Below are 21,887 nucleotides of genomic sequence, written 5' to 3'. Positions count from 1 at the left end.
CCGGCAAGATCCAGCGCGTGATGCTGAGCAAGGTCCCCGAGATCACGGTGTGGTTCTGGGTCATCAAGATCCTGTGCACGACCGTAGGTGAGAGCTTCGCCGACTGGATAAACATGACGTTGGGCGTCGGCCTGAACGCGACAGCTCTCATCTTTACGATAATCCTTGCCGCAGTGTTGGGATGGCAGTTGTGCTTGCGCCACTACGTGCCGTTCGCCTACTGGCTGACCGTCGTCGTCCTCAGCGTGACGGGCACGCTCTACACCGACATCCTCACCGATAGCCTGGGCGTCCCGCTTTCTGTGAGCACGAGTGCCTTCGCGATAGCCCTGGCCATAGTGTTCGGCGTATGGTTCGCGTGCGAACGGACACTGTCGATCCACAGCATCACTACGTTGCCACGTGAGTTGTTCTATTGGCTCGCAGTTCTGGTCACTTTTGCCCTGGGTACAGCTGCCGGTGACTGGACACTCGAGCTCACCGGGTGGGGACCTGGCAGGTCGGTGCTGCTGCCGGCCGCCCTGATCGTCTTGATCGTGATCGGCTGGCGGCTGGGCGCGAACGCTGTGCTGTCCTTCTGGCTCGCCTACATTCTGACCCGCCCGTTGGGCGCGAACCTCGGCGACTGGTTCGCGTCCCCGTCCACCGAACACGGTCTCGGTTTGGGTACTGCCTGCCCTCACCAGCGCGATCTTCCTTGTCGCGATCCTCGCTACGGTCGTCTACCTGACGCTCACCCACAGCGACGTCATCGACGATCACGAACTGACCCGCACCCGAGCCGTCACCACGACGCCGACGCGCGAGCGAATCATGCTCGGGTACTACGCCGCAGTCGCCACCGCCACGGCCGCCCTGCTCACGTGGGCGGCCACCCAGCCGCACGCCGCCGCCGCCGCGAGCGAGGAAGAAGCCGGCACGGCGCCCGTGACAACGACACTCGACCCGGGGCAGGCGACCGCGCGCTTCCCGTCCGCAGAGATCGACAAGTTCCGCACCATCACCCAGGACACGCTCACGAAACTTCTTCAGGCCACCGATCAAACCGAGGCGACGACCCGGATCAAGGACCTCGAAACCGCCTGGGACGACGACGAGTCGACGCTACGCCCCCTCGACGAGACCGCGTGGCGAGTCATCGACAGCCAAATCGACAACGTCCTCGAGTCGTTGCGAGCGAGCACACCCGACCCTGCGACCGAGGCACAAACTCTCACCACACTATTGGCCACCCTTCGATGAGATCGTGTGCCGGACCACCTGTTATCGCCGAAAGCCGTTCTGGGACTGTTCATGGACACTTCCGACGAGGCAGCCACGTCGATCGCCGTCGTACTGCTCGCCATCGCGGTGTTCCAGCAGTTCGCCGACTCCGCCCAGAACATCGGCATCGGCCTGCTCCGGGGAGCCGAGGACACCACCTCGAGCTTCGGATCACCCTGATCGGGTCTGGGGAATGGACAAGCCCCGGCGCACCAATGGACGCCGGGCGCTTCGCGAAGGAGCCCCTCGCAGCCCCTATAGAATTACGGCGGTGCAGAGTTGCCCATCCTTCCAGGTAGAGCGTCCCGGTGTGCCTTTCGTGCACGAGTTGGGCGGCTTCGGCGACGCCCCGGCACTTATCACAACGGGCGAGACGGTCAGCTACCGCGAACTGGCCGAACGAATCGCGCGGAAGGTCCCGCTGCTCGGCGCGGGGCGACGCCTGGTGCTGATGGGCGGCACCAATGAGGTCGATGTGATCGTCACCTACCTCGCGGCCCTGTTCGCCGGTCACCCGGTGCTGCTGGCCCCGGGCGACAGTCCCGACTGCCTCGACGGCTTGATCTCCGCATACCGGCCCGACATCGTGATCCGCAGCGTGAACGGGAGCGCGGTGATCGAGGAACGATGTACGGGCTCCGCGCACCGACTGCATCCCGACCTCGCCCTTCTGTTGACCACCTCGGGATCCACCGGATCACCGAAACTCGTCCGTCTGTCGCACCGCAACGTGCAGTCCAATGCCGAGTCGATCGTGGAATACCTCGGTATCCGAGGCACCGACCGTGCGGTGACGACACTTCCCATGCACTACTGCTACGGGTTGTCGGTCATCCACAGCCACCTGCTGCGCGGCGCCGCCCTGGTCCTCACCACCGACTCGGTCACCGACCCGGAATTCTGGGACCTCTTCCGGAGCCACCACGGCACCAGCTTCGCGGGTGTGCCCTACACCTTCGATCTCCTCGACCGGATCGGGTTCGACGAACTGGATCTACCGCACCTGCGGTACATCACGCAGGCCGGTGGCCGGCTCGCGCCGGAGAAGGTGCGAGCCTACGCGGAATTGGGTCGACGCCGAGGCTGGGATCTGGTCGTCATGTACGGGCAGACGGAGGCGACGGCCCGGATGGCCTACCTGCCCCCGGAGCTCACCGCCACCCACGCCCACACGATCGGCCGACCGATTCCCGGCGGATCGTTCCGGCTCGAGCCGGCCTCCGACGCCCCGGCAGGCACCGGCGAGCTGATCTACGCGGGTCCCAATGTGATGCTCGGGTATGCGCACACCCCCGAGGACCTCCACATCGGCGACACCCTCGGCGGCGAGCTGCACACCGGCGATCTCGCCCGGCTCAGCGACAACGGGTTGTACGAGGTGGTGGGGCGCCGCAGCCGGTTCGCGAAAGTCTTCGGGCTGCGAATCGACCTGCCGCATGTCGAGTCGGCGCTGACCGGGCACGGCCTGACGGCCTGCTGTGCGGGCGGTGCCGATGAGTTGATCGTCGCCGTCCAGGACAGCCACGACGAGACCGGTGTGCGGCAGATGGTGGCACGGGTCTCCGGTCTTCCGGTCTCCGCCGTTCGCGTGTTCCTCGTCGACCAACTCCCTCGCACCTCCACCGGCAAACCCGATTTCCGGGCGGTCGCCGAGCTCGCACGCGCGGATCGCTCCCTGCCGTCGCCGGAACCCACGACGGCCGCTGACACCGCAGCCGTGCATGCACTGTATGCCGACATCCTGCATTGCACGCACGTCACCGACGACAGCACCTTCGTGAGCCTGGGCGGCGACTCGCTGTCCCACGTGCAGATGTCCCTGCGGCTCGAGAAGCTGCTCGGCTATCTGCCCGTGAACTGGCACACGACCCCGATCCGGGACCTCACCCGTGACCCGGGACAGCGCCGTCGGTGGCGGACGGTGGAAACGAACGTCGTGCTGCGCGCGGTGGCGATCATTCTGATAGCGGGCTCGCACATTCATCTGTTCACGCTGCTCGGCGGGGCCCACGTGCTCCTCGGCGTCGCCGGCTACAACTTCGCCCGGTTCCATCTCGGTGCCGCCGAACGGACCGAACGAATCCGCCACACCGTCGCAAGCGTCGCCCGAATCGCCGTTCCGAGCATGGTGTGGATCGGCGCCGTCATCGCCCTCACCGGGGAGTACCGCATCACCAGCGCGTTGTTACTCAACGGCATCCTGGGTCCGGACGGGTGGTCCGTCGAGTGGAGATACTGGTTCGTCGAGGCGATCGTGTACATCGTGCTCGTCGTCGCGGCCGTGCTCTGCATTCCGTTCGCCGACCGCATCGAGCGCAGGAATCCGTTCTGGTTCGCGATGGGGTTCGTGGCGCTCGGTCTGCTGACACGGTATGGGCTGGTCGACGTCGACGACGGTCGCAACCGCATCCTCACCGCGTCGGTGGTCTTCTGGCTGTTCGCCATCGGCTGGGCCGCCGCCCAGTCGACGACGGTGTGGCACCGGCTCTGCGTCACTGCGGTGATCGTGACCACGGTTCCCGGTTTCTTCTTCGGCGAGACTCGGCGGGAAGTCATCGTCGTCGGGGGACTCTGCCTGCTGGTGTGGGTCAGGTCCGTCCCCTGCCCCACTCTGGTGAGCCGGGTCGCCGGTGTGCTGGCGAGCGCTTCCCTCTACATCTACCTCACCCACTTCCAGGTGTATCTGCCTCTGCGCGACGACCATCCGTGGCTGGCGCTGGCGCTGTCGATTCTGGTCGGTGTCCTCTACTGGCGGGCAGTGACCGTCATGCTGCGGCTTGGGCGCCGACTCCGCTTTCGCGTGCCCGGCACCGCGCAGCCGGGATCGTCCCTACCCTCGAGAGGGTCGGTTCGCGTCTCGCATCGACGCGTCGAGACACCCTCAGCCCCAATTTAGGTTTGCCAACCCTGCAAGTGGCATCATTTTCCTGGAGACAGCGGGAAAAGTTCCGCCGTGGAGGAGGACGGACGATGAGGATTCGGATCGGATTGACGTCGGGAGTGGCGCTCGCGACCGCGGCGGTGATGATGGTGTCAGGGTGCTCGAGTTCCAGTTCGGACGGCGGAGCTGATTCGGGGGATGCCAACACGATCACGGTCTACAACGCTCAACACGAATCGCTGACCCAGGAATGGGTCGACGCCTTCACCGCGGAAACAGGTGTCCAGGTGGAAGTGCGCAACGGCAGCGACACCGAGCTCGGCAACCAGTTGGTCGCCGAGGGCGACAAGTCACCCGCCGACGTGTTCCTCACCGAGAACTCCCCCGCGATGACGCTGGTGGAGAACGCCGGGCTCTTCACCGACGTGAACCAGGACGTCCTCGACCAGGTCCCGGCCCAGTACCGCCCGTCGAGCGGCAAATGGACCGGCATCGCGGCCCGTTCCACCGTGTTCGCGTACAACAAGGACCTGCTGCCCGAGGACCAGCTGCCGAAGTCGCTCCTCGACCTGCAGGACCCCGCATGGAAGGACCGCTGGGCGGCCTCCCCGTCGGGCGCCGACTTCCAGGCCATCGTCAGCGCCCTGCTCGAACTGAAGGGCGAGGACGCTACCCGGCAGTGGCTGGCCGGGATGAAGGACAACGTCCGCACGTACAAGGGCAACGGCACCGTGATGAAGGCCGTCAACGCCGGTGAGATCCCCGGCGGTGTGATCTATCACTACTACTGGTTCGGCGACCAGGCCAAGACCGGCGAGAACAGCAACAACGTCGCGCTGCACTACTTCAAGAACGAGGACCCGGGCGCGTTCGTCAGCGTGTCGGGTGGCGGCGTCCTGAAGTCGAGCACCAAGCAGGATGCGGCCCAGCAGTTCCTGAAGTTCGTCACGGGGCAGAAGGGCCAGGAGGTCCTCCAGACCGGGACATCGTTCGAGTACACCGTCGGCAGCGGTGTGCCCGCGAACCCGAAGTTGGTTCCCCTCGTCGACCTGCAGGCCCCGCAGGTCGACCCCGCGAAGCTCAACAGTCCGCAGGTCACCGAGCTCATGACCGAAGCTGGTTTGCTCTGAATCTCACACTGATCGGCCGCGGACGGTCGGCGGACGCGGACACCCCGCGCCGCCGAACCGCCCGGTCGAGCATGCCGCTCCCGCTGGCCGCCGCGGCGCTCGCCGTGGTGGCCGCGTCATTGCTTCCGCTCGGATACGTGATCGTGCAGAGCATCGACACCGGCTGGGACACCGCGTCCGCGCTGTTGTTTCGGCCGCGGGTGCGCGAACTACTCGGGAACACCGTGCTGCTCGTCGTGGTCACGGTACCGATCTGTCTCGTCGTCGGCGTTGCCGCAGCGTGGTTCGTGGGACGCACCCGCGTCGCCGGCGCCAAGGTGTGGGCCGTGCTCCTCGCGGCGCCGCTGGCCGTTCCGGCGTTCGTCAACAGCTATTCGTGGGTGACCGCGATACCGTCGCTCGGCGGACTGTTCGGCGGCGTCCTCATCTCGACGCTCTCGTACTTCCCGCTCGTCTACATCCCGACCTTCGCGACGCTGCGCCGCCTCGACCCCGCCGTCGAAGAGTCCGCCCGAGCCCTCGGCGCCGGCTCCTGGGCGGTGTTCTTCCGTGTCGTGGTGCCGCAACTGCGCCTGGCCATCGCCGGCGGCGCTTTGCTGGTGTCGCTGCACCTGCTCGCCGAGTACGGCGCCTTCGTCTTCATCCGGTTCGACACCTTCACGACCGCGATCTTCGAGCAGTACCAGTCGACGTTCAACGGCACCGCGGCCACCATGCTGGCCGGCGTCCTGGTGCTGCTGTGTCTCACCCTGCTGGTGATCGAGTCGGTGGTCCGGGGCAGTGCCCGCTACGCCCGGATCGGTTCGGGGGCCGCGCGGCGGGCCGTCCCCGTCGAACTCGGCTGGCGGTACTCGCCCCCCGTTCTGGTGTTCCTCGCCGGCCTGATCGCGCTGTCGGTGGGGGTTCCCGTCATCAGTGTCCTGCGGTGGCTCGTCATCGGTGGCAGCGCGGTGTGGAAGTGGGACTCCGTGTGGGCCGCGGTCGCGCAGACACTCGTCTTCGGGATCGTCGGTGCGGTGGTGACGTGCGCACTCGCGTTTCCCATCGCCTGGATCTCCATCCGCCATCGTGGCCACTTCAGCCGTTTCCTCGAAGGCACCACCTACATCTCCAGTGCCCTGCCCGGCATCGTGGTGGCGCTCGCATTCGTCACGGTCACCATCCGCTACATGCATCCGCTCTACCAGACCGTCTTGGTGGTGATCGCCGCGTACGCGCTGCTGTTTCTCCCCCGCGCCCTGGTCAACCTGCGGGCCGGTCTCGCTCAGGCTCCCGTCGGACTCGAGGAAGCGGCCCAGTCTCTGGGGGTGTCGCCGTGGGCCGCGTTCTTCCGGGTGACCCTGCGACTGGCTGCCCCGGCGACGGCGGCCGGCGGAGCGCTGGTCTTCCTCGGGATCGTCAACGAACTGACCGCCACGCTGCTCCTCGCGCCGACCGGTACACGCACGTTGTCCATGCAGTTCTGGTCGCTGAGCAGTGAGATCGACTACGCCGGTGCGGCGCCCTACGCGTTGATCATGATCGTGCTGTCGCTGCCCATGACCTACGTTCTCTTTTCCCAGTCGAAAAAGGTAGCAGGACTATGACATACGCACTCGAGGTGAAAGGGCTCGACAAGTCGTTCGGTGCCGCGACGGTGCTTCGCGACGTCGCCCTCACCGTCGAAGCCGGATCGACGACCGCCATCCTCGGACCCTCCGGATGCGGAAAGACCACGCTCCTCCGCCTCGTCGCCGGGTTCGACAAGCCGGACGCCGGCACCATCGCGCTCGGTGGTCGTGTGGTCGTCGGCGGCGGATGGACACCGGCGCACCGGCGGTCGGTGGGCTATGTCGCGCAGGACGGCGCGTTGTTCCCGCACGCCACGGTCGGCGCGAATGTCGGCTTCGGGCTCCCCCGTCGGGCCCGCACCCACTCGAAGATCGCCGAACTGCTCGACATGGTGTCCCTGGACCCGGCGTATGCCACCCGGCGTCCTGATCAGCTGTCGGGTGGACAGCAGCAGCGCGTGGCACTCGCTCGTGCGCTGGCGCGGGAACCCGAACTCATGCTGCTGGACGAGCCGTTCTCCGCTCTCGACGCCGGACTGCGGGCCAACACCCGCAGGATCGTCGCCGACGTCCTGGCGAAGGCGGGCATCACCACCATCCTCGTCACTCACGACCAGCCCGAGGCCCTGTCGTTCGCCGACCGGGTTGCGGTGATGAGTTCGGGCCGGCTGGCCCAGATCGGCACCCCCCGCGAAATCTATTCCGCCCCCATCGACGTCCCCACCGCGGAATTCATCGGGGATGCCGTCGTGCTGGGAGCGCACGTCGAGAGCGGCCGTGCCCGCTGCGCGCTCGGCAGCATCGCCGTGACCGCCAACGGGGTCCGCGGCGATGCCCGAGTCATGTTGCGCCCGGAGCAAATCGAGGTCACCGGTGACGGTGCCGGAGTGTCGGGGACAGTTGTCGATGTCGAATACCTCGGCTCCGAGATGCTGCTCGGCATCCGACTCGACACACCCGACGGGGTCCTCCCCGAGCGAGTCACCGTCCGCCGCTTCGGCGCCACACCGCTCACCCCCGGTGATCGCGTCGGTATCCGTGTACTCGGTGAGGCTGTGGCCTACGAAGTCTGAATCTCCCAGCCCGCATCGCCGGTTCTCGTCGGTCCTGCTCCCGTACCCAGAGGCCCGGCCGGCCTCTGGATGAGCGACTACGATGAGCAATCGGCGACTACCTGGCGCTGTGAGCCGACGCCCTCGGATCCGCCGACGAGGAGGCACGGTGACTGACTCAGACCAGGCGGAACCGACGCCGTCGCCGAGGGTCCGCGAGCTGTTCCGGAACCTTGCCATGCAGATGCAGGCAACCGTGGCGGACATCGCGGCCGAAGCGTGGGAAGCCGGGCAGCGCAACCTGAAGGAACCGACGTTCGCCGAAGACCCCATGCTTGCCGAGCTGGATCGACGCTTCACCCACTCGACGTTGGCTCACTGGCTCGTGGCCAATATCGACCACCCGGGGCAGTCGGTCGAGCCGACATTCATCCCGGACCTCCTGACGTATTCGCGTGATCTGGTGCTGCGTGGCGTCGACACCGATGAAGTCGACGCCTGGCGCGCGTCGCAGAACGTCACATGGAACTGGTGGCTGAAGGCGTGTTTCGACACCACGGACAATCTCGAGGACCTGCGAGAGCTGGTCGCGATCTCAGCGAGCTCACTCATGGCCTACTTCGACGATTCGAGGGCCGCCGTGTCGGCTCATGTCAGCGAGGTCCGGTCCGAACTCGCTCGCGGACCGCTCGTTCAGCGTCTCGCGATGGTGCAACTGCTGCTCCAGGGGGCGCCGATCGCCCGAAGCCGGGCAGAAGCGCAGCTCGGCTACGCTCTGACCGGACACCACCTTGCCGCGATCGTATGGGTGGATTCGGAGGATCAGGTCGACGGGCTCGAGCTGGCGGCCGAGCATCTCATGCGCGTGTGCGGCGCAGAGCGGCGGTTGACCCTGGTCACCAGCCTCACTGCACTGTGGGTGTGGCTACCGGTGACCGGTGTGCCGTCGGAGGCCGACCTCGCCGCAATCGTCACGGACATCCCCGGAGTTCGCATTTCCCTCGGCCGGTGCGGCACGGATGTCAACGGCTTCCGGCGCAGCCATCTCGACGCAGCCGCAGCGCAAAATCTCTTGGCACGGCTCGGATCCCGCCGCCGAACCGTGCGATTCGAAGACGTCCAGCTGATCTCCCTGCTGTCGTCCGACGTCCCGGAAGTAAAACTGTTCATCACCGACATTCTCGGTGATCTGGCGACCGCCGACCGCACGCTGCGCCACACGGTGCGGGTCTTCATCGCGGAGCAGTTCAGCATCTCCAAGGCGGCCGAGAAACTGTTTGCACACCGGAACACCATCGACCGACGGCTCGTACGAATCGACGAGCTGCTGCCGCGTCCGTTGGCTCAGAACCCGAGCGCGGTCGACACCGCGCTCGCCCTCGTCGAGCTGCAAGAAGACGACTAGCTGGTTGTTCCAGTGTCGGCGCTGGTTATCGTCCTCGAGCGGCTCGGTTGAGCAGGTTTCAGTGGCGAGAGCGGGACTGTTCGTCGGTGTGCATCGCCAGGACGGCGGCGAACGCGGTGGTCAGCAAACCCAGNAGGAGCAGCACATTCATCGTGTTCCCTCTCGTGACGTCAGCGCGCACCCGTCCGGCTGACTGGTCGACGGTCGTCGGCGAACATGGCCTCGATCCTCGCTTTGATCTCCGCGGTGCTCATCGCGCCGCTGCGCCGCACCGGCGGCCGCGCGGTGATCGAAGAGGCCGGAATCATCGAGGCTGTGGTCATGCACGCCCTACCTTTCATCGTGTCCGCGGACCCGGCACACCAGGTTGGTGTGCACCACCGTCACAGTGATGTGATCCGCTTCACATTTTCTGCCTCCAATGTTGTACATCACTCACGCCGTTGACGCCAACTCGTCCCTGCCGCAGCACAGTTGACGCTCTCCGCGACTCCGGGCCGCAGCGTGGTCGCGGGCGACACGGCCGCACGACCATGGCAACCTCTCGGTTATCGCGATGCGCTAGAAAATAGGGCGTGACTACGGATCAGGCGTTCGGTGGGGAACCGCAGCGGGTGGGCAGCTTCCCGTTCCTCCTCCACGCGCAGCGGTGGGAATGGTCCGATGCCGTCGCCCAGATGCACGGCTACCAACCCGCCGAAATCGTCCCCACCACCGCTTTGCTGCTCTCCCACAAGCATCCCGAGGACCATCCCCATGTAGGCAGATACGGATAAAGCGCCACAGGATGCGGCCGTCTACTCCCGGTGGTATCCCGTCGTTGATCAACACGTCGACGTCCCGCCGGTCCCAGTAGACCCGGTGGGCATGGATCAGGCCGTCCTCGATGTCCATGACCTCCACGAAGTCCATTTGCTCTCCGTGGGGAGGCTTTGATTCCCGGTCAGTAATCTTTGCCGGAGCTGAACCGTGCGTGCAGCGCGGCTTCCTCGTCGGGATCCAGTCCCGGTTCACCGAGTTCGATGTCGACACGACCGATCGAGCCGGTGAACGCGAAGGGCGCGGTGTAGTCACCGGAGACCGGAGAGCCGGTGTCGCGGCCGACCCCGAAGGTGTCGATGCCGAACCGCCCGGCGACGGTGCGTTCGATGCGGTCGCGGGCAACCTCACGACCGTCGACCGTCAGCACGGCGTCGCCGCCCCGACCCGCTCCGCCACCGTCGTAAAGGAACTCGAACTCGACGATCGAGGTGCCGTCGGGAAGTGGCGAGTCGGACCGGAGCATCGTGCGTTCTCGTCCGAACCAGTTGTAGTGGTAGACCGGCCGGCCCTCATCGACGTAGAGCACGTAGCCGGCGGAACCACCTCCGCATGCGACGAGCACGCCGTCTCCGGGTTCGTCGATAAGCACGGTGATCCGGTGGGATCGATTCTTCGTGTTCGCGGCGGCGGTCTCTGGCAGCCGAACGGCACCCGGGTAATAGGTGAAGTGCCGCCGTGCCGGATCGGCACCGCCTGGCGGAGGTTTGGGCGTGACGAGGCGTTCGGCGCCGCGATCGTCCAGCGGATAAACACCGTACCGTTGGCATTCCTGTTCGAAGATCTCTTGCAACTCGGCGAGCTTGTCGGGATGTTCGGCCGCGCGGTCGTGATTCTCGCTGAAGTCGTCGTCGAGGTTGTAGAGCTCCCAGCGGTCGTTCTCCCAGTGGCCGGGTGCATAATCTTGGCGCCACGGGAAGGTGTGCTGGGCACAGGCGATCCAGCCTTTGTCGTAAATGGCACGGTTGCTGAAGATCTCGAAGTACTGCCGCTCACGCACCGGTGTCGCGTCGGAGTCGTCGAACGTCGACTGGATGGAGACCCCATCCATAGGCTTCTGATCGATGCCGTCGACGGTGTCCGGGGCTGGGATGCCCGCCGCGTCGAGGATCGTCGGGACGAGATCGATCAGATGGGTGAACTGTGAGCGCACCGACCCGTCGCCGTCGATCCGAGCGGGCCAGGACACCACCAGTGGGTTTCGGGTGCCGCCGAGGTGGCTTGCGATCTGTTTGACCCATTGGAACGGAGCGTTGCCGGCCCATGCCCAGCCCAGCGGATAGTGCGGCTCGGTGTGCGGCTCGCCGATTTCGTCGATCCGTGCCAGCGTCTCGTCGAAGTCCGAGGGGATGCCGTTGAGATTCATGATCTCGTTGATCGTGCCGGTCAGGCCACCCTCGGAGCTGGCACCGTTGTCGCCCACGACGTACATCACCAGGGTGTTGTCGGCGTCGGGTAGTTCGGCGACCGCATCGAGTACCCGTCCGATCTCGTGGTCGGTGAACGCAAGGAAACCCGCATAGTTCTCCATGAACCGGGCGTATAGCCGCCGCTCGTCCGCGGTCAGTGAGTCCCACGCCGGGCACCATTCCGGCCTGGGTGTGTTCTCGGCGCCGTCCGGAATAACCCCCATCGCGAGTTGACGCTGATACGTCTCCTCCCGCACCACGTCCCAGCCCTGATCGAACTGGCCACGGAAACGTTCGCGCCACTCCTGCGGTGCGTGGTGGGGGGCATGCGCGGCACCGGGTGCGAAGTATGTGAACACCGGCTTGTCGGGATTCACCGATTTCGAGTACCGCATCCACCCGATCGCCCGATCCGCGAGATCGATGTTGAGGTGGTATCCCTGCTCCGGTGTGCGGTCAGGTTCGACCGCACGGGTGTTCTCGTACAACACCGGGTAATACTGGTGCGTCTCGCCACCGATGAACCCGTAGAAGTAGTCGAACCCGAGTCCAGTGGGCCACCGATCGAACGGGCCGACGACGCTGGACTCCCAGTCCGGCGTGTTGTGGTTCTTGCCGAACCATGCGGTGTTGTAGCCGTTGTCCTTGAGGATCCGCCCGATCGTTGCCGTTGTCTTGGGGATCATCGTTGTGTAGCTGGGGAATCCGGTCGCCCACTCCGCCAAAAACCCGGACCCGCAGTTGTGGTGGTTGCGACCGGTCAGCAACGCGGCGCGCGACGGGCCGCAAATCGACGTGGTGTGGAAACGGTTGTACTTCAAGCCGCGGGCCGCGAGACGGTCGAGCGCCGGCGTCGGAACCGGGCCTCCGAACGTGCCGACCTGACCGAAACCCACATCGTCCAACACGATCAACACCACATTCGGTGCACCCGGCGGCGGCGCCGGGGGCGCCAGCCATGCCTCTTCCGACTCCAGGTACGAACGGCCGACAGTCCCCGTGAATGGCGGGTCCGGAATCGGTAACCGAGCTCGATCAAGTCCATCGTTCGAGGCCATAACCGGATGCTATTCGGGGTCCTTGATCTGGCGCGGACATTCCGCCGAAGGTCGGACCTGTGCTGCCGGATTGTTTCGGCGCAGCCCGAAACGTCCCGGACCTATTCTGATGCCATGGTCCGCCACTCCTCCGCCGGTGACGCCGACGTCGCCCGGATCGCCGCGTTGATCGGCGATCGGACCCGAGCCCGGGTCCTGATGGCGCTCGCCGACGGGCGCGCGCTGCCAGCCGGTATGCTCGCGTCCGAGGCCGGGGTCACCGCGTCCACGATCAGCGAACACCTCACCCGGCTCGTCGACGCCGAACTGCTCACCGCCGAACGCCAGGGCCGCGCCCGCTACTTCCGCCTCGCCGACCCCTCGGTCGCGGAAGCGCTCGAGGCGATCGCGCGGATCTCCCCGCCCGAACCGATCCGCTCGCTCCGCCAAGGCACCCGCGCACACGCCCTGCGCCGCGCCCGTACCTGCTACAACCACCTCGCCGGCCGCCTGGGTGTCACCGTCATGGCCGCGTTAATCGACGAGGGGCTGCTCACCGGTGGGGACGGGCGCCACCACCGTGCCGCCGTCGACCGCCTGTCCGCTCCCGGCACCGGCGTCAGTTACCGGCTGACCTCCCACGGCCGCAGCCGGTTGACCACCTTCGGCCTCGACCTGCCTGCGCCGGGCGGGGAACGGCGGGCAATCCGCTACTGCGTGGACTGGTCCGAACAGCGTCATCACCTTGCCGGACCGCTCGGCGCCGCCCTGACCGATCGCATGTTCGACCTGGGCTGGTTACGCCGCACCGACCAACGACGGGTCGTACGTCTGACCGAAGCCGGACGCCACGGCCTGCACGACACCTTCGGTGTGCCCGAGAACTGGGACGAGCGCACCTGAACCGACGCGCACCAGGTGCTCCGAACAGCTAAGAAGTGCTGTGCGACTTCGCGATGAGACTCTCGGCGGCCGCGATGACAGCCTCTGACGCGGGTCGCGGTTCCCAGCCCAGCACGCGACGTGCCTTGTCGTTCGAGATCTTCTTCACGTAGTCGAGATCGGCTGCAGCCGAACGCGCTTCGTCGTTGAAGTGGGCGGCAAGCCGGATGACGATGTTGGGGATACGGCGGGTCGGCACCTTCTCCGCGGCGTCGCCGAAGTGTCCTCGAAGGATCGCACCGATCTCTTTCATCGCGACGACGGGTCCGCTCGCGAGCAGGAATCGTTCACCGGCTGCGGCGGGCGATGTCATCGCCAGTATGTGCGCGGCGGCAACGTCGCGCACGTCGACGATCGGCACCCAGACGTTGGGGTAGCCGGGCATGCGGCCCGCGAGGATCTGCTGAATCAAATGGTTTGCGCCGGAGACGTTCTTGCTCAGGGCCGGGCCCATCACGGCGACCGGCAGCATCGTCGCGAGCTCCATCGTCCCGCCCTGGTCGGCCATGAATTCCCATGCCGCCCTCTCGGCGAGGATCTTGCTCCTGCCGTACGCATCGACGCCGGGTCCGTGCAGCGGCGACCAGTCGTCCTCGGTGAAGAGGTGGTCGACGTGGCCGTGTCCGAATCCGACGGCATGGAACGCGGATGTGAGGACGACGCGCCGGACGCCGGCGTCACGCGCCGCGCGCAGCACCCGTAGTGCCCCGTCGCGCGCGGGCGAGATGATCTCGTCCTCGTTCTTCGTTTTGCCGAAGCGGACCGGTGACGCCACATGAAGGACGTAGTCGCACCCGTCGACGGCGTCGCTCCAGCCCGCGTCGTCGGTGAGGTCCGCGGCGACGAAGCTCAGGTTGTCACCGTCGACCATGCCCGCCTCGGCGAGGACAGCGCGCACCTCGCTCTCACGGGTGAGCGATCTGACCGTGGTCCGCACGCGGTATCCCTGCTCCAAGAGTTGGAGGATGCAGTGGCCGGCGATGAGACCGGCTCCGCCGGTGACGAGGACGCGTTCGTGGGTCATGGTGGTTCCTTCGGTGCGATCGCGGCAACTGCTGTGGACGTTGATTCGAGTGTCGGCGTTCTGCGGGCGTTCAGGGAGCAGTCCCGTTGTCGTAGGACTGGCAGGGCCAGGACAGCGGAGACCTCGCCGGCGCAGACTGGGACGATGAACGGCTCGGAATTCGGCCGAATGGTGCGTCGTTGGCGTGATCGGGTCTCACCGGAGACGGTCGGGGTTCCGGTGGGCGGTCGACGCCGGGCCACCGGGTTACGCCGTGAGGAGCTCGCCGGTCTCGCGGGAATCTCGGCCGACTACCTGACGCGTCTCGAGCAGGGGCGGTCGACGTCGCCCTCGGCGCAGGTCGTCGAGTCGCTCGCCCGGGCCCTACGATTGCCCGACGCCGAGCGCGACCTGCTGCATGAACTGGCTGGGCATGCTTCTCCCGGCCACGACGTCGTCCCGTCTCGGATTCCCCCGAGCGTGCAGCGCCTTCTCGACCGGCTGTCCTACACACCGGTGGCTGTGTACGACGCCGCCGGGACGCTCATCGTCGCCAACACGGCGTACGACGCACTCATGGGCGACACCACCACGTGGCGCGGCATCGAGCGCAACGCCGTGTGGCGAAACCTCCTCGGCCCTCGCAGTCGCGTCGTGCTCACACCGCAGGAGCGCGCCGATCTCCAAGCGCGGCAGGTCGCCGATCTCCGCTTGACGGTGGCCCGCTATCCGGCCGACCGGAACCTCGGCCGACTGGTCAGCGATCTCGCGTCACACAGTCCCCGCTTCCGCGAGCTGTGGGGATCGGGCGAGTCGGGGCCGAGATCCGAGCCGTCACGACACAAGACCATCGACCATCCCGCGGTCGGGCGCATCACCCTCGACTGCGACGCGCTCGTCATCGCAGCCGACGACCTCCGCATCCTGGTCTACACAGCCGAGCCCGGCACCGACGACGCCGAGCGGCTCGCACTGGCCCTCGTCCTCGGGACACAGACACTGGTCGAGTGATTCGACGGCCCGTCACTGCTCCGCATCCGAGGACAGCGAGGCGAGCTGGTGCCGGACGGCGGCGGTGACGCGCTTCTGGTCATCGGTGGCGAGGAGATCGAGCAGGGCGCCCCGCAGCACGGCCAACGCCGCGGTGCGACGGACCGCACCGGCCTCGCTGTCCTTCTCCGGCTGCGGTTGGCATGCGGCGAGGACGGCGAGCCAGTCGTCGACCGTCGAGCGGGCGAACCCGGCCCACGCACCGTCGGGTTCGACGAGGGATCGGGCGTACGCCTCGGTCCACAACCGCAGCAACGGTCGATGTTCCTCGGCGGCCAGCCACTCCCACACCCGCTCGACCGCCGCGGGCAGGCCGATCGGCTCTGCACCCGCGGCCTGCCCGAGGTGGTCCAGCATCGCCAGTTCGTCGCTGCGGGCCTTCGCCAGCAGTGCACGCACCAGGCCGTCCTTGTTGCCGAACAAGAACATCAGCACCCGCGGGCTCGAGCCGATCGCCGACGCCAATGGACGCAGCGACAGATCGGCCAACCCGTGCTCGAGTGCGTAGCGGTAGGCGGCGTCGAGCAACTCGGTCTGCCGCGCGGACGGGGTTGTCGTTTCCCTGGTCACAGCGGTAGCCTACCTCTACTGAAACAGTCGTGTCAGTGAGCGCCGATCATGGCCGCGCTCCGGGAAGGAACCCATGACTTCGCAACCACTCCAGCGACCGGAAGTCGTGGTGCGCCCGGCCGATCGTCCCGGCGATCTGGGCTGGGCCGTGATGGCCCACGGCGAGATCTACCACCGGCAGTTCGGGTGGGACACCGGCTTCGAGGCGCTGGTCGCACAGATCGTCGCCGACTACGCCACCGACCACGACCCGGCCCGGGAAGGGGCATGGATCGCCGAGGTCGACGGCGAACGCGTGGGTTGCGTCCTCTGCGTCGCCGGCGACGAACCCGCGGTCGCCAAACTACGGATACTGCTGGTCGCCCCGACCGCCCGCGGTCTCGGCGTCGGGTCCCGGCTGGTCGAGCGATGCGTCATCTTCGCCCGCGACGCCGGCTACCGGCAGATCACGCTGTGGACCAACGACGTGCTGGCGTCCGCCCGCAGGATCTACGAGGCTGCCGGGTTCGTCCTCACCGATCAGGAACCACATCACAGCTTCGGCCACGATCTCGTCGGGCAGAACTGGACCCTCGACTTGCATGTGGCCACGACGGCGACCGGCAACTGACGACCTACGACGGTGTCGGCAGCATGTCGAAGACGGCCCGATCGGCGCCGGCGGCCGTCAACGCCGCCCGGGTCGCGGTGAGCCACGCGTCGGCCCACGCCGGTTCGATGCCGCGCAGCAACTGGTACTGGGCGCGCCAGGACGCGGCGCGGAAACCTGGCTTCGTCACCTTCAGGATCCGCCGGCGCATGTCGTGATCGAGCAGGTCGTCGTTCAACGGGTCAACCACGTGCACGTCACTGCAGCGGATACACGCTGCGCACATACCCAGCGCACCGCACATCGACCTTCGCCCCGCATTCGGCGACCTGCGGCAGCAACTCGGGCACCACCTCGAACTGCGTACCGAACCGCACCCCTGCTGCTCGACCGAACCTGCGACCGCGCGTCGCCCCCAACGGAATAGGTCCCACCACCGGGGGTATCCAATCCCGACACCCCGCGGCCGGCGATCCTGACCTGGCCCTTTGCGAGGGCCGTCACACCCCCCGGGTGCATCCCGTGCCGCACGGGGCTCTAGCCTGGCGGGTCGGAACACGCAGATCACGAGGTTGAAACAGTTATGGCCACCGATTACGACGCCCCCAGAGTCACCGATTCCGACGAGTCGAACGACACGTCGCTCGAACAGCTGACCGCCAGCAGGAAAGAATCCCAATCACCCGCGGTGGACATCGACGACATCGACCCCGCCGAATCCTTCGAGCTGCCCGGTGCCGACCTGTCCGGCGAGGAATTCACCGTCCGCGTCATCCCGAAGCAGTCCGACGAATTCACCTGCACCAGTTGCTTCCTGGTGCATCACCGCAGCCGACTCGCCCCGGGTGGGCAGCTGATCTGCCGGGACTGCGTCTGACAACACCGATGCCCGCGCGTCTGCGGCTATGACCGGACGCGCCGCGGTTTGCGTGCCATCCTCGGGGGATGGCGCGAACGTGGTTGTCGGTGACGGTGGAACTGCTCGGCGGGCGCGGCGAGGAACTGTGGCCGTGGCCCGGCCGGGTTTTCGCGGTCGGGCCGTCGCACACCTTCCTGGACCTCGCGAACGCCGTCAACGACGCCTTTGCCCGCTGGGACAGGTCTCATCTGTCGATGTTCACTCTCGCCGATGGACGAGTGGTCACCGACGCGGAGACGGGGGCCGAGATGGCCGGCTCGCTCGGAGGGCCCATCACGGAGCCGGTGGACATCGAGACGGCCAAGGTCGCTCGGTTCCTGGTGCCCGGCGCGGAGTTCCAGTTCACGTTCGACCTGGGCGATGACTGGACCCACCGTTGTGTGGTCGGCGACGACAAGGTCGACCCCGTCGAAGTGCTGGGAATCGCGCCGAAGAAGCCCCTGCCTTACTGGGGCTGGGGCAGCATCCCGGATCAGTACGGGCGCCGGTGGGCCGACGACGACGGGCAGAGCCGGGCGCCGAGCAGACCCGCCCATCCGCATCCGATGATGTTGCGCGCGTGGCCCGGACTCGAGCAGGTAGCCCCGCTCGACCTGTCCGAGTTGCGCGGAGCCATCGCGACGGGAGATGCAGGCCGCTTCCTCGCCGCGGTGCGGGGACGCGACGTCGACGACGCGCTGCAACAGGTGGGGGCCGGCATACCGATGGCACTGGAACAGCGACGGGAGCAGGCGGAGTCGGTGGCGCTGTCGGTCGTCAACCGGCTGACGTGGCGCGCCGGTGCGGGTGACGAGGTGCTGGCCGAAGACCTGCTCGCCTGCCTGCGCAGCGAACCGCTCGCAGGGCGGGTGGTACCGGTCGACCTCGAGACGCTCGGTTCCGAACTGGAGGGGGACCCGGGTATGTCGACCGGCGGCTACGTCGACCTGCGCACCGGGGAGGTGTACGACGACAGCCTCACCGACCCGATGATGGTCGGGGAGGACGCCGCCGTCGACGTGGAGGAAGAGCCCGACCGTTGGCTCCGGTTCGACTGCACCGGCTCCCGGGACGGCTGGCGCGACATGGCGGCCTTCGGCGAGCGGCATCGTGACGCGGCGCTGCGGGATCGGCTGCTGCGGGCGATCGAGGGCAAGGGCGCGTTTCACCGGTTCCGCGATGTCGTCGACCAGGAGAGCCTCGTCGAACAGTGGCGCACCTTCTCGACCGACCGCCAACTCGGTCGTGCCCGCGAGTTCCTCGCCGACAAGGGCATCCGTGTTGGCTGACGGCTCGGACATACCCGTACGAGCCGCACGGAACACGATTTTCGAGGTTCCGCGATGAGTTCGGCCGTCTCGTCGGGTCTGTCTGTCTGTATCCCGGTCCATCCGATCACTGAAGGAGTCGCCCGTGTCCCGCACCCGGATCCACAACATGAACATCTCCCTCGACGGCTACGCCGCCGGCGAGCACGTGACGTTCGACGCCCCGATCGGCGGTGCCGAACGGCTGTTCGGCTCGTTCGACGGACGCGTCATCCACGGCGTCGACCGGGTTGACGACCCGATCACCCTGGACCGCGCCGTGACCAGCCTGTGGGGTCAGGGCATCGGCGCAGAGATCATGGGCCGTCGCAAGTTCGGGCCCCAGACCGGCGAATGGCCCGACGACGGGTGGCGAGGCTGGTGGGGCGACGAACCGCCATTTCGCACACCGGTGTTCGTCATGAGCCACCACCCACACCCCAGCATCGACTTTCCCAACGGAACCAGCTTCCACTTCGTCGACGCGCCACCCCACGAGGTGCTGCGCCTGGCCCAGGACGCTGCCGACGGTCAGGACATCCGCATAGGCGGCGGGCCCTCGATCGTGCGGCAGTTTCTGAAAGCCGACCTGATCGACTTCATGCACCTCGTGATCGTGCCCATCACGCTCGGGCGCGGGGTATCCCTCTGGGAAGGCTTGGACGGTATCGAAGACCGCTTCACCATCGAGACCGTCGCCTCCCCCAGCGGGCTCACCCATCAGTTCTGGAACAAGAACGGTCACGACTGACCCCGGTCCTCCGGCCCGTTACCTCTCCTCACCGGTCCGGGAGTCGCCATCGATGTCCGCCGGGTCCGGGTCCGCAACGGTGAGCACCGCATCCACGATCTGCGGGTGGCGTTCGAGTTCACCTTCGAGCTTCCGCAAGGTCCGGGCGACGTGCGATTCCGCCTTGTCACCGACGAGATCGACACTCGCGACGAGAAAGAGCTGCCTCGGCCCGAGGTATTCGAGGCGCACGAACCGCACGGTCGCCACCTCCGGGAGCGTTTCGATCCGCGCGATCGCCGCCTCCCGAAGTTCCGCGGAACCCGGTTCACCGGTGAGGAATCGGCGGTTGCGGTCGATGAGGACCACCGCGACCGCGCCGAGCAGCACACCGACGAGGACCGACCCGATCGCATCCCAGACGGCGGCCCCGGTGAGCTGGTGGAGCCCGATACCGGTGGCGGCGATGACAATGCCGATGATCGCGGCGCTGTCCTCCGCGAAGACCGCCCGCACCGTCGGGTCGGACGTCTCGAGGGCGTAGTCGAACAGGTCGCGATCGTGGCTGTCGGCTTCGGCACGCAACTGTTTGATCGCCCGCAGCAATGACGCGCCCTCCAGAACGAAGGCAATCGCCAGCACGACGTACGCGACCAGATAGTCCTCGCCGACACTCGACGCGCCGAGCAACTCGCTCACCCCGTGCCACACCGACACCGAGCCACCCGCGACGAACAGTCCCACGGCGGCCAGCAGTGACCACACATACGCCTCACGCCCGTACCCGAGCGGTCGGGCCGCGTCGGCCGCCCGGGTACTCCGACGATGGGCGATGAGGAGAAACACCTGATTGCCGGTGTCCGCCCATGAGTGGGCGGACTCAGCGACCATCGAGGCGGACCCGGTCACCATCGCCGCCACCGACTTCGCGATCGCCACTCCGAAATTGGCGCCGAACGCAATGACCACAGTGCGCACACTGTCGCCGCCCGCCGCATCCCCGGCGCGCCGCGGACCACGATCGGGTCGCCTCGTCACCCCTCGAGTCTCACACCTGATCCGTCGGCCGGCGGCCGGAATCCTGGACCCGGCGGGTTCGGTCAGCTGAGACCGGCAACTTCCTGAGCGATCGCGGCCAGGCGGGTCTGTGCGGCCGAGACGACACCCTGCCGGTTCTTGTGCGCTTCCTCGTACGCCACGATGGCGCGCACATCCGCCGGCTCGGTCAGCTCCTTGACCGCGGCGACCGTCTCCGAGACGTTGAGGGTGTCGTAGTCGTCGACGGGCAGTTCACCGGGTTCGAGGACACCCGCCGCGGTACGGGCAGAATGCAGAACGTCCGCGACCCCATCGGCCCCTTCCCGGCGGGTGACCTGCTCCGCGGTCTCGAGGGCGGCGTCGCGGGATGCGGCCAGCGTGGTGACAGCGACCTCGCCGGCGTGCGCGCCCCTGCTCAGTAACTCGCTGAGCGCCGGTGGGGTTGCGCGGACGGTGTCGAGGGCCCGATCCAGGCCGCGGGCCGACCAGGCGACCGGCGCGTTGACCAGCCGCACCGCCGTTCCCGCGGCCGCCTGCAGTGGGGTGCGGCGGAGCGCCGCAGGTCCGCCCAAGGCCTCCTCGGCGAGGACGGTGGTCAGCCAGTCCACGGTCGCCGAATGGGCGGCGATCAGCCGGAACGCCAAGTTCTCGACGTCCTTCTTCTGCGCTGCGACGGCGAGTGCCTTGATGTAGCGGGCACGGTCGAGGAGTTGGTGCTCGAGCGCGAGATCGCCGAGCAGGGCCTCGTCGAACGGTTGGGCCTGCTCGACCACCGCCTTCACAGCAGCGCCGGCGCGCCCGAGGAATGGGCCGACCAGTTCCGGAACGCCGCCGAGTTCGCGGATGGCGGCCTCGATGGCTTCGGCGCGGGCGCGGCCGTTGTCGGCGTTCTCGGACAGCTCCCGGCGCACGGCCTCGGTCCGGGCCTGGACGGTGCGGGTTTCGGCGAGCTGGATCTCGGTGTGGGTCAGGTCGAGGACTGTACGCAACTGCGCCAGCAAGGTCATCGTGTCAGATGTGCTCATGCGGTATTCGTCCCTTCGGCATGTGACGGCATCGAATCGGCGCAAGGTGCGCCGCTCCCGCGACTACCCAGACCTGCCGCCGGATGAAACTCCCCCACGTGCCGAACTCCGGGAATTCATCGATTGTTCACCAGGGACTCACCCGGATCCACGAACCTCGCCGATGACGTCACCATGGCTTCACCCTGG

At 67.1% G+C, this 21,887-nt stretch carries 19 protein-coding genes and 2 pseudogenes; 15 read left to right on the top strand and 6 right to left on the bottom strand.

Annotated features, from left to right (window positions below):
* Nucleotides 1-20 precede the first annotated feature (20 nt).
* From CA951_RS36225 to CA951_RS36190, 9 genes and pseudogenes are all read left to right on the top strand, one after another.
* Nucleotides 21-1,242: pseudogene (locus CA951_RS36225) on the top strand (hypothetical protein).
* Between the two features lie 51 nt (nucleotides 1,243-1,293).
* Nucleotides 1,294-1,443 (top strand): hypothetical protein, encoded by a 150-nt coding sequence (locus tag CA951_RS36220; protein ID WP_179220437.1) that lies wholly within the window; start codon nucleotides 1,294-1,296, stop codon nucleotides 1,441-1,443.
* 130 nt (nucleotides 1,444-1,573) lie between these two features.
* Nucleotides 1,574-4,159, top strand: a complete 2,586-nt coding sequence (locus CA951_RS36215; RefSeq protein WP_256974228.1) for an AMP-binding protein — start codon at nucleotides 1,574-1,576, stop codon at nucleotides 4,157-4,159.
* Between the two features lie 74 nt (nucleotides 4,160-4,233).
* The gene (locus CA951_RS36210) at nucleotides 4,234-5,274 is read left to right on the top strand and encodes an iron ABC transporter substrate-binding protein (protein ID WP_087561460.1); all 1,041 of its coding nucleotides are present in this window, start codon (nucleotides 4,234-4,236) and stop codon (nucleotides 5,272-5,274) included.
* A 71-nt stretch (nucleotides 5,275-5,345) separates the two neighbouring features.
* Nucleotides 5,346-6,860, top strand: a complete 1,515-nt coding sequence (locus CA951_RS36205) for an iron ABC transporter permease (RefSeq protein WP_087561459.1) — start codon at nucleotides 5,346-5,348, stop codon at nucleotides 6,858-6,860.
* On the top strand, nucleotides 6,857-7,897 hold the full coding sequence (locus tag CA951_RS36200) for an ABC transporter ATP-binding protein (protein WP_087561458.1): 1,041 nt from the start codon (nucleotides 6,857-6,859) through the stop codon (nucleotides 7,895-7,897). The genes CA951_RS36205 and CA951_RS36200 overlap by 4 nt, the downstream gene beginning before the upstream one ends.
* Nucleotides 7,898-8,045: 148 nt before the next feature.
* Complete coding sequence (locus CA951_RS36195) at nucleotides 8,046-9,281, top strand: CdaR family transcriptional regulator (protein WP_256974227.1); 1,236 nt, start codon at nucleotides 8,046-8,048, stop codon at nucleotides 9,279-9,281.
* 216 nt (nucleotides 9,282-9,497) lie between these two features.
* Complete coding sequence (locus CA951_RS43655; protein WP_179220436.1) at nucleotides 9,498-9,728, top strand: hypothetical protein; 231 nt, start codon at nucleotides 9,498-9,500, stop codon at nucleotides 9,726-9,728.
* Between the two features lie 167 nt (nucleotides 9,729-9,895).
* Nucleotides 9,896-10,048, top strand: a pseudogene (locus tag CA951_RS36190) (PAS domain-containing protein); the annotation flags it as partial.
* A 176-nt stretch (nucleotides 10,049-10,224) separates the two neighbouring features.
* Here the strand turns inward: CA951_RS36190 and CA951_RS36185 are convergent.
* Nucleotides 10,225-12,567: a sulfatase-like hydrolase/transferase gene (locus CA951_RS36185; RefSeq protein WP_087561456.1), complete on the bottom strand. Its 2,343-nt coding sequence runs from the start codon at nucleotides 12,565-12,567 to the stop codon at nucleotides 10,225-10,227.
* 114 nt (nucleotides 12,568-12,681) lie between these two features.
* On the opposite strand from CA951_RS36185, the gene CA951_RS36180 reads away from it, so the two are divergent.
* Nucleotides 12,682-13,449 carry a helix-turn-helix transcriptional regulator gene (locus CA951_RS36180; protein WP_087561455.1) on the top strand — a complete coding sequence of 256 codons (768 nt, stop codon included), beginning with the start codon at nucleotides 12,682-12,684 and terminating at the stop codon, nucleotides 13,447-13,449.
* A gap of 28 nt (nucleotides 13,450-13,477) precedes the next feature.
* Here CA951_RS36180 and CA951_RS36175 read toward each other — a convergent pair whose 3' ends face one another.
* Nucleotides 13,478-14,512, bottom strand: coding sequence for an aldehyde reductase (locus CA951_RS36175; RefSeq protein WP_087561454.1), 1,035 nt, complete (start codon nucleotides 14,510-14,512; stop codon nucleotides 13,478-13,480).
* A 144-nt stretch (nucleotides 14,513-14,656) separates the two neighbouring features.
* Between CA951_RS36175 and CA951_RS36170 the strand changes: the two genes are divergently transcribed.
* The gene (locus tag CA951_RS36170; protein WP_087561453.1) at nucleotides 14,657-15,502 is read left to right on the top strand and encodes a helix-turn-helix transcriptional regulator; all 846 of its coding nucleotides are present in this window, start codon (nucleotides 14,657-14,659) and stop codon (nucleotides 15,500-15,502) included.
* A gap of 12 nt (nucleotides 15,503-15,514) precedes the next feature.
* On the opposite strand, the gene CA951_RS36165 is transcribed toward CA951_RS36170, so the two are convergent.
* Complete coding sequence (locus tag CA951_RS36165; protein ID WP_087561452.1) at nucleotides 15,515-16,111, bottom strand: TetR/AcrR family transcriptional regulator; 597 nt, start codon at nucleotides 16,109-16,111, stop codon at nucleotides 15,515-15,517.
* A 73-nt stretch (nucleotides 16,112-16,184) separates the two neighbouring features.
* Here CA951_RS36165 and CA951_RS36160 point away from each other — a divergent pair, with 73 nt between their 5' ends.
* Complete coding sequence (locus CA951_RS36160) at nucleotides 16,185-16,721, top strand: GNAT family N-acetyltransferase (protein ID WP_087561451.1); 537 nt, start codon at nucleotides 16,185-16,187, stop codon at nucleotides 16,719-16,721.
* A gap of 4 nt (nucleotides 16,722-16,725) precedes the next feature.
* Here the strand turns inward: CA951_RS36160 and CA951_RS36155 are convergent, their stop codons facing one another.
* Nucleotides 16,726-16,950 (bottom strand): hypothetical protein, encoded by a 225-nt coding sequence (locus tag CA951_RS36155; protein ID WP_087561508.1) that lies wholly within the window; start codon nucleotides 16,948-16,950, stop codon nucleotides 16,726-16,728.
* A 333-nt stretch (nucleotides 16,951-17,283) separates the two neighbouring features.
* Between CA951_RS36155 and CA951_RS36150 the strand changes: the two genes are divergently transcribed.
* From CA951_RS36150 to CA951_RS36140, 3 genes are all read left to right on the top strand, one after another.
* Entirely contained in the window at nucleotides 17,284-17,577 is a 294-nt protein-coding gene (locus CA951_RS36150; RefSeq protein ID WP_087561450.1) for a DUF4193 domain-containing protein, read from the top strand.
* A gap of 68 nt (nucleotides 17,578-17,645) precedes the next feature.
* Complete coding sequence (locus CA951_RS36145; protein ID WP_087561449.1) at nucleotides 17,646-18,887, top strand: UPF0158 family protein; 1,242 nt, start codon at nucleotides 17,646-17,648, stop codon at nucleotides 18,885-18,887.
* Nucleotides 18,888-19,011: 124 nt separating this feature from the next.
* On the top strand, nucleotides 19,012-19,656 hold the full coding sequence (locus CA951_RS36140; RefSeq protein ID WP_087561448.1) for a dihydrofolate reductase family protein: 645 nt from the start codon (nucleotides 19,012-19,014) through the stop codon (nucleotides 19,654-19,656).
* A gap of 18 nt (nucleotides 19,657-19,674) precedes the next feature.
* On the opposite strand, the gene CA951_RS36135 is transcribed toward CA951_RS36140, so the two are convergent.
* Both CA951_RS36135 and CA951_RS36130 read right to left on the bottom strand, forming a co-directional pair.
* The gene (locus CA951_RS36135) at nucleotides 19,675-20,673 is read right to left on the bottom strand and encodes a cation diffusion facilitator family transporter (protein ID WP_218780550.1); all 999 of its coding nucleotides are present in this window, start codon (nucleotides 20,671-20,673) and stop codon (nucleotides 19,675-19,677) included.
* Between the two features lie 62 nt (nucleotides 20,674-20,735).
* A complete protein-coding gene (locus CA951_RS36130; RefSeq protein WP_087561447.1) occupies nucleotides 20,736-21,698 on the bottom strand; it encodes a hypothetical protein in 963 nt (320 codons plus the stop codon).
* Nucleotides 21,699-21,887: the final 189 nt, after the last annotated feature.

The organism is Rhodococcus sp. NCIMB 12038, from assembly GCF_002165735.1.
Taxonomy (GTDB): Bacteria; Actinomycetota; Actinomycetes; order Mycobacteriales; family Mycobacteriaceae; genus Rhodococcus_F.
Note: the sequence above shows the minus strand (reverse complement) of the source record. Positions and strands in the feature narration are given on the sequence as shown.